The 7,718-nt window shown below is 43.1% G+C and carries 6 protein-coding genes; 4 read left to right on the top strand and 2 right to left on the bottom strand.

Annotated elements, in window-relative coordinates; genetic code table 11:
* Nucleotides 1–86: 86 nt before the first annotated feature.
* From FHQ30_RS11995 to FHQ30_RS11985, 3 genes are all read left to right on the top strand, one after another.
* Nucleotides 87–1,349, top strand: a complete 1,263-nt coding sequence (locus FHQ30_RS11995; protein WP_139615045.1) for a TolC family protein — start codon at nt 87–89, stop codon at nt 1,347–1,349.
* Nucleotides 1,350–1,429: 80 nt separating this feature from the next.
* Nucleotides 1,430–3,679, top strand: a complete 2,250-nt coding sequence (locus FHQ30_RS11990) for a type I secretion system permease/ATPase (RefSeq protein WP_139612264.1) — start codon at nt 1,430–1,432, stop codon at nt 3,677–3,679.
* A gap of 12 nt (nt 3,680–3,691) precedes the next feature.
* On the top strand, nt 3,692–4,993 hold the full coding sequence (locus FHQ30_RS11985; protein ID WP_139612263.1) for an HlyD family type I secretion periplasmic adaptor subunit: 1,302 nt from the start codon (nt 3,692–3,694) through the stop codon (nt 4,991–4,993).
* 72 nt (nt 4,994–5,065) lie between these two features.
* Here the strand turns inward: FHQ30_RS11985 and folK are convergent, their stop codons facing one another.
* Together folK and pcnB are read right to left on the bottom strand one after the other, a co-directional pair.
* A complete protein-coding gene (gene folK, locus FHQ30_RS11980; protein WP_267963884.1) occupies nt 5,066–5,569 on the bottom strand; it encodes a 2-amino-4-hydroxy-6-hydroxymethyldihydropteridine diphosphokinase in 504 nt (167 codons plus the stop codon).
* Nucleotides 5,559–7,103: a polynucleotide adenylyltransferase PcnB gene (gene pcnB / locus FHQ30_RS11975; protein ID WP_442805713.1), complete on the bottom strand. Its 1,545-nt coding sequence runs from the start codon at nt 7,101–7,103 to the stop codon at nt 5,559–5,561. Before pcnB ends, folK begins: the two co-directional genes overlap by 11 nt.
* Nucleotides 7,104–7,395: 292 nt before the next feature.
* Between pcnB and FHQ30_RS11970 the strand changes: the two genes are divergently transcribed.
* Nucleotides 7,396–7,704, top strand: a complete 309-nt coding sequence (locus FHQ30_RS11970; RefSeq protein ID WP_139612262.1) for a type II toxin-antitoxin system RelE/ParE family toxin — start codon at nt 7,396–7,398, stop codon at nt 7,702–7,704.
* The last annotated feature ends 14 nt before the right edge of the window (nt 7,705–7,718 follow it).

Here is a 7,718-nt window from a genome sequence, read left to right as displayed (position 1 = left end):
AATTTGTAAATTCTATTAGTTTAAATTTATAATTAATGTAAACTGACAAGATATAGCGAATTTTTATAAATTCAGGAGTTTTATTAATGCTTAAACACAAGATTATCAGCCAAATTCTGGTCGGCACAGGGTTAGTGCTTTTCAGTTCCATCGGTTATACCAACTCACTTAAAAATGTATTAGTTCAATCATTAGTCAGCGATCCCATATTAAAAGAAGCTGATGCTGAATTGGGCGCAGCCAAAGATCGGGTTGAACAGGCAAAAGGCGGTCATTATCCGGTGGTATCGCTAACCGGAAGTAAAATCTTGTCCCAGTATCATAAAGATCAGAGTGATTATAAAGATCGCAAAATCGTACCTGGGGTACGTGGTTCGATTAATTTATATGCCTTTGGTGCAATTGAAAAAGAAGTTGAAAAAAATAAAGAAAATGAAAAATACTACAACTTCAAATATTATGAAAGCCGTGAAGAGTTAGCATATACCATTTCCGAATTGTATTTAAATGCCTTGTTGGCAAAAGAGCGGATTGATGTGGGGCAGCGTAATCTACAGCGCCATAATGAGATTCTGGCAGATATCGGCAATATTGTTATCAACGATGAAGGGCGTGAATCTGAATATGCTCAGGCAGAAGCCCGTGCAATTTTGGTTGAGCAGGAAATCAATGATTATCAACGTGATATGTACCAAAACTTAACACAGCTGGCAAGTTACAGCGGTAGCCAGATCACTGAAAAAGATCTTGAAGATCCGTTTAACAAATTGTCGGTTGAAGCGCTGTATAAAAATTATTCGGCTAAAGACAGTAAATTGACAGCAACCTACCAGGCGCAAATGGCAGAGCTAGAAACGAATATGAAAGCGCATGAACTGTCGAAACTGAAAAAACTGCCTAAAGTTGATTTAACAGCAACGGTAACCACCGAAGATCGGGAAGCCGGCATCAATGTCAATTGGGATGTGTTTAACCATACGTCAAGTTATGAAGTGCGCGAAAAGGCTAACTTAATTGCCTCTTCCAAAGAGCGGTTGGATCGGGTGGAGCGTAATTTACGTGAAACCACCAACTTGGCACAATTGGATATTAAACGTAACACCATTCAATTAAAAACCATTAAAAAACAAATTGAGGCATCAACCCGAGTAATAGAGTTTTACCGGTTACAGTTTGATTTGGCACGTAAAACATTAATCGAATTATTGAATGCGCACAGTGAATTGTTTAATGTTGAAATGGCGCAAGTCAATACCCAAGGGGCTTTGCGCAAAGCAAAATTGGATTATCTTCGCTCTCAAGGATCCCTTGCCGAATGGGCGGGCTTCCCGAAAAATGCGAGAAAATAACACCATATAACCACGAACAACAATAAAAGCAGAAATATCTGCTTTTATTGCTTTTCTCTCTCTCAAGAAGAATTATTCATATGAAATTGATTATTGAAAATCTGTCTCTTGCAACCCAGTTGGTCGGATCACAGCTGTCGGTGGCGACCTTGGCAGCAAATGTTATCCGCGATAACAATATGGGCATTAATTTTTCCTCACTACAAGAGTTTTTAAAAAGTGAAGGCTTTGAAAACACGATTTCACAACGTCCGCTGGAGGATATTCCTTCTTTGGCGATGCCGGTCGTGGTGTTGTTAAAAAATGAAGAAGCGGCTGTCATTGTCAGTATCGAAGGGTATGGACAAGACCGAGTGTATAAAATTCAGCAATTAGACGGTTTAACCCAACTTATCAGCCATCAGGAGTTAAACAAAAGTTATTTGGGTTACTGTTGGTTTATCAAACCGAAGCTCGGGATTGATTCGCGTTCTGAACTGCCGGAATACAAATTGCCCAAAGCTTGGTTTTTCAAAGTAATCTGGCGTTTTAAACGTTATTACTATCAAGTTATTTTAGCCACGTTTATCATCAATTTTTTGGCATTAGTCAGTTCATTGTATGTGATGAATGTGTATGATCGGGTGATTCCAAATCAGGCATACAATACCTTGTGGGTGTTGAGCATCGGTGTGTTTATTGCGATCAGCTTTGAATTTATCGCAAAAATGATTCGTGGGCATTTAACCGATATTGCCGGAAAAAAAGCTGATTTGATTATCAGTTCAGCGTTGTTTCGCCGAGTAGTTGGGCTAAAATTACAAGAGCGCCCGGCATCTTCCGGCTCGTATGCCAGCAATTTACGTGATTTTGAGTCAGTGCGCGACTTTATGACCAGTGCCAGTTTGCTAACGTTGGTGGACTTGCCGTTTTTATTTTTATTTATCACGGTAATTTGGTTGGTCGCCGGTAGCTTAGCGATTGTGCCGTCCATTATTATTCCTTTAGTTATTTTTGTCGGCTTTTTGGCACAAGGCCCACTCGCTAAATATATCAACGAATCGATGAAAGAGTCTTCCCAGCGTCAAGGTTTGGCGGTAGAAGCAATCGAGGGATTGGAAACTTTAAAAACCAATAATGCGGCAAAATGGGCGCAAAAACGTTGGGATCACTACACGGCAACGGCTGCGGCATCTTCGATTAAACTAAAAGACGTCAGCAATTTTGTGGTCAATTTTGCCGTCGCAATGCAGCAATTGAATACTGTGTTTTTAGTGCTTTACGGTACGTATCTGATTCACAGCGAAGATCAAGCTTCAAAAATCACCATGGGGGCATTGATTGCTGCGGTAATCTTATCCGGACGGGCATTAGCGCCGGTCGGGCAAATTGCTGGATTGGCAGTGCGTTTTCAACAGGCATGGGTTGCGTTAAAAGGTGTGAATGGCATTGTCGAGCGCAAAACTGATCGTGACAGTGATCGCAACTATGTCACCTTGGATCAAGTCAACGGTGAACTTCAGTTTAATAATGTCTCTTTTTCTTATACCGAAGACGGGGCACCGGCACTGAGTAGCTTGAATTTATCAATCAGACCAAAAGAGAAAGTGGGTATCCTAGGACGCATCGGCAGTGGTAAATCAACCGCACTTAAAACGGCATCCGGCTTATATGATCTAAATAGCGGTACCATTTCGCTGGATGGCGTGGATCTACGGCAACTGGATCCAAGTTTCTTGCGTAATCAAATTTTATTATTAGAGCAAAATCCTCGCCTGTTTTTGGGTAGTCTGCGTGAAAATATGGATTTGGCGCGTATGGACGGTTTTTCAACCGACCAAGATTTGATCCGAGCGCTGACAGTATTTGGTTTGGATAAGTTAATCCGTAATCACCCACGCGGTTTGGATATGCCGTTGGGTGAAAATGGACTCGGTCTGTCCGGCGGACAAAAACAGGTAATTGCATTGGCGCGAATGTTGCTGCGCAATCCGAAAGTGGTGTTGCTGGACGAACCGACGACCGCACTTGATCAAGCCAGCGAAATCCAAGCGTTACGAGTGTTGGCAAATTGGTGTCGCAATCGCACCATGGTAATCGTCACCCATCGTCCACAAGTATTGCAGATTGTTGATCGGATTGTGATCATCGAGCAGGGCAAAGTGGTGATGGACGGTCCGCGTGATGCAGTCCTGAAACGACTGGCAGAAAATGAGAAAAACGCCCAACAGCAACAAGCCACAGCGGAGCAAACACTACAAACGGCTACCGTAACCAAAGCACAAGCAAATAAAGAAGAAGTGCAGCAAGCAGCAGAAACTGCTTCGCCACGCATAGATACAACGCTTTAAGGTGTAGAAATTATGTCTGATAATGAAACGAAAGTAGAAAAATCAAATCACGTTGTGGCAAAAGCAGAGGCAGATAAGCTCAAGCAACAGCCACAGCATAGAGAACAATACAGTAAGCAAGATTTAAAGCTGCTGACCGACTTGAATGCGGCAATCCAGCAGGAGAAGCATAAAGGTCTATTTTGGAGTATTATCCTATTATTTGCATTTTTAGTGGTTTTTGTGATCTGGTCTTACAATAGCACCTTGGAAGAGGTGACTCGCGGACAGGGCAGTATTATTCCAAGCAGCCGTGAACAGGTGATTCAAAGTCTCGATCCGGGTATTTTAAGTGAAATGATGGTGAAAGAAGGGGATTTGGTCGAAAAGGGACAGGTATTGCTGAAATTGGACGATACTCGCAGTGCCGCTGGGCTGCGTGAAAGTCAGGCTAAAGTGCAAAACTTGGCAGTGGTTGTGGCTCGTCTAGAAGCGGAAGCCTATAATCGGCCATTGGTTTTTCCTTCGGATGCGTCCAAGGAGTTGATCGAGCGTGAAACCGCTGTTTATAATTCACACAAACAGGCCTTGCAAGAGTCACTCAGCAGTTTGAGTGAGAGCAAAAAATTACTTGACCGTGAAATCACCATGACGACGCCAATGGTGGCAAAAGGGGCTGTTTCGGAAGTCGAAGTATTGAGAATGCGCCGTCAGTCCAGTGAGCTGCAACTACAAATTGTGGAACGGCAGAATAAATATGTAACCGACGCCAACAGTGAATTGGTGCGGGTTCAATCCGAATTGCAACAAGCCAGAGAAAATATGGCAATGCGGGCTGATCCGGTAGAACGTTCTCTGATCCGTTCGCCACTAAAAGGAATTGTAAAAAATATTCGGGTCAACACTATTGGTGGCGTCATCAGTGCCGGACAGGATATTATGGAGATTGTACCGGTAGAAGAAAAATTGGTAGTCGAGGCCTATATCAGTCCGCGTGATGTGGCTTATGTACGTCCGGGCATGAAAGCACTGGTGAAACTCTCAGCCTATGACTACGCTATTTATGGCGGGTTAGACGGCATCGTAACCTTGTTAAGTCCGGATACCCTGCATGATCAAAAACGTCCGAGCGATCTGAAATTAAATGCCAATGAAGCCTACTATCGGGTATTGGTGACCACCGAATCCAGCACCTTGACTGATAAAAACGGTGAAGTATTGCCGATTATTCCGGGGATGATTGCGACCATCGACATTAAAACCGGTGAAAAAACCGTCTTTCAATATTTAATCAAACCGATCACCCGAATGAAGCAGGCATTACAAGAACGCTAATTGATAAGGTTACAGAAACGAAAAACGGGATAGCAATGATCCCGTTTTTGTTTTTTAGCTGTGATTATTGCGTTAAACCGCGACGATTTCCATATGATGTGGTTTAAGCTTATCAGCTAAGTCCGCTAATTTTTCACCATTCGGCAAGCACAACTGTGGTGCAATTTCATACAACGGCACGATCACAAATTCCCGGTTAGCCATATCATAGTGCGGTACGCTCAAGCGCTCGCTCTCAATAATCAACTCCCCGTACAGCAAAATATCCAGATCGAGCGTGCGCTCACCCCAACGACGTAGGCGAACGCGACCTTGCTGTTGTTCGATATGTTGTAAATGATCCAATAAATCCAGTGGTAAAAGTGCGGTTTCAATCGCTGCAACTGCATTGATGAAATCCGGCTGGTCTTGCGGGCCGAGCGGTTTGCTGCGATAGAAGGCACTAACTGCGGTAACTTGTGTATTCGGCAGAGCATCAAGCGCCCGAACCGCACTTTGCAATTGAGCCGTTGGATTGTCCAGATTGCTGCCCAGTGCAATATAAACCGCACTTTTAGGCATCGTATTATTCTGCATGAGATTTGGCTCGGTTGCTTGGTTTGCGGCGACGGTAACGGCGTTTCTTTTTCACTTGCGGATCACGCTGATTTTGTTCAACCATCAAATTTTCACGCTGCTGCGGATTACTCAACTGATATTCGTGCCACCAAGTAGCCAGTTCAACTAAATCCCCACCTTCCAGTTCGGCACGCATGGTCAGCAGATCATAACCCGCGCGAAATTTAGGCAATAGAACGGTTTTTTCGGCGCGATTGCCACTGCGTTTCGGCAATTGCAGTTGCAGTGACCATATATCACGCACCACCATGGTATACCGTTTCGGCACCGCAATCGCACGGCAAAGCCCGTCCAGAATTTCACTGCAAGCGACTGAAAACGCGTCGAAATTATTTAAATCAGCTTCGTTTTTCAATTGATCCATTTTTTCCCGCAGCGGATACCAAAAGAATGCAGCAAATAAAAACGCAGGATTTACCCGTAAATTATCACGGATACGCTCATCAGTGGATTGAAGTGCGGTACGGATCATCTGTTCTGCCAATGAGTCCTGTTTTTCGGTAAAAAATGGGCTCAACGACGGGAACAGATATTGCAGTAAATCATAACGGTGCAGCAATTCGTAGGTTTTTAAGCCGGCACCGTTTTGTAATAATTTCAATGACTCGTCAAACAAGCGCGCCGCCGGAATGTTTTTCAACAGCACTGCGCAGGATTTTATTGGATTTTCGCTGTCGCGATCCAAAAACATGTCCAATTTTGCCATAAAACGCACTGCACGCAGCATTCGTACCGGGTCTTCTTGATAGCGGGTTTCAGCATCGCCAATCAAACGCAATTTACCGTTGCGTAGATCTTCGACGCCGTTGAAGTAGTCAATCAACAGATTATTTTTAGGGTCGTAATACAGCGCATTAACGCTGAAATCACGGCGTTGTGCATCGTTTTCCAGATTGCCGAACACATTATCACGCAGCAGCATGCCGTCGGAATTTTGCCGAGAGAGTTCACCATGGTGCTCTGCCTGATGCTCGGCGCGAAAAGTTGCCACTTCGATCACATCGCGACCAAACATAATGTGTGCTAAGCGAAAACGGCGACCGATCAAACGGCATTGGCGTTGAAATACTTTCTTAATTTGTTCGGGGCTGGCATTGGTGGCAACATCAAAATCCTTCGGTTTTTGATCCAATAATAAATCACGCAAACAACCACCGACCACATAGGCTTCATAACCACCACGTTGTAATTTTTCGACAACCGTCAACGCATTACGTTGAATCATACGCGGCTGAATACCATATTCGGAGGCTTTCAAACGAAATTTGCTATGAGATTTCTCTTTGGCAGAGTGGGTGTTATGGTTTTTTTTACCTGTTTTTTGTGCCACCAGCGGCGCACTACGCACTTTGGTTTTAGGAATCTTCGATACAGAAGATTCTGTGATTACACCTTCCGGCTTTGCTGCTTTGCCGCTACTATTTTTTTTACCGAAAAATTGTTTGATTAAATTTAAAATGGTACACCTCGCTGAAACTACACAGCCTATCACGTTAATAATGTAAGAAATTTGAGGCGAATTTTAGTACAAATCAGCAGGGTTGCAAATATAAAAATGTAGCAAATACCAATATCACTGTATTGGCTAGATTCTTTTCAGTTTTTAATGCTATTGCGATCAAGATCGTAAAAAACATTGACCGGATTATACGCAGGATTGATTGAGTTATAAGCTCTGTTTTTATGATCTGTTTTTGCATAAATGTCGTTATGAAAACGGATTTAAGCCTGATTGATGGATCATGTTGAATATGATAATGTAACGCCAAGAGTGATAAATTTCAGTGAGAATATTTAAAACAAAAATTTTTGCTAAATTTGCAGAAAAGCATGCAATAAGTGATTCTTGTTTGATTGATGCAGTGAAGCGTGCCGAAAAAGGGCTGATTGATGCCGATTTAGGTGGCAATGTGATTAAGCAACGTGTCGCTCGGCAGGGACAAGGCAAGTCATCGGGTTATCGAGTCTTGATTTTATATCGTATCAATGGTGCGCATTATTTTATTTCAGGTTTCAGTAAAAGTCGTTATGCGAATATCAGTAAATCAGATGAATATGCCTTGAAACTTCTGGCAGAACAATACGCCATGTAGGGTCTGTTGATCTT

The organism is Testudinibacter sp. 'clade 2' (assembly GCF_006227735.1).
GTDB lineage: Bacteria > Pseudomonadota > Gammaproteobacteria > Enterobacterales > Pasteurellaceae > Chelonobacter.
The sequence above is the reverse complement of the archived record's forward strand: the minus strand, read 5'-3'. Positions and strand labels throughout refer to the sequence as shown.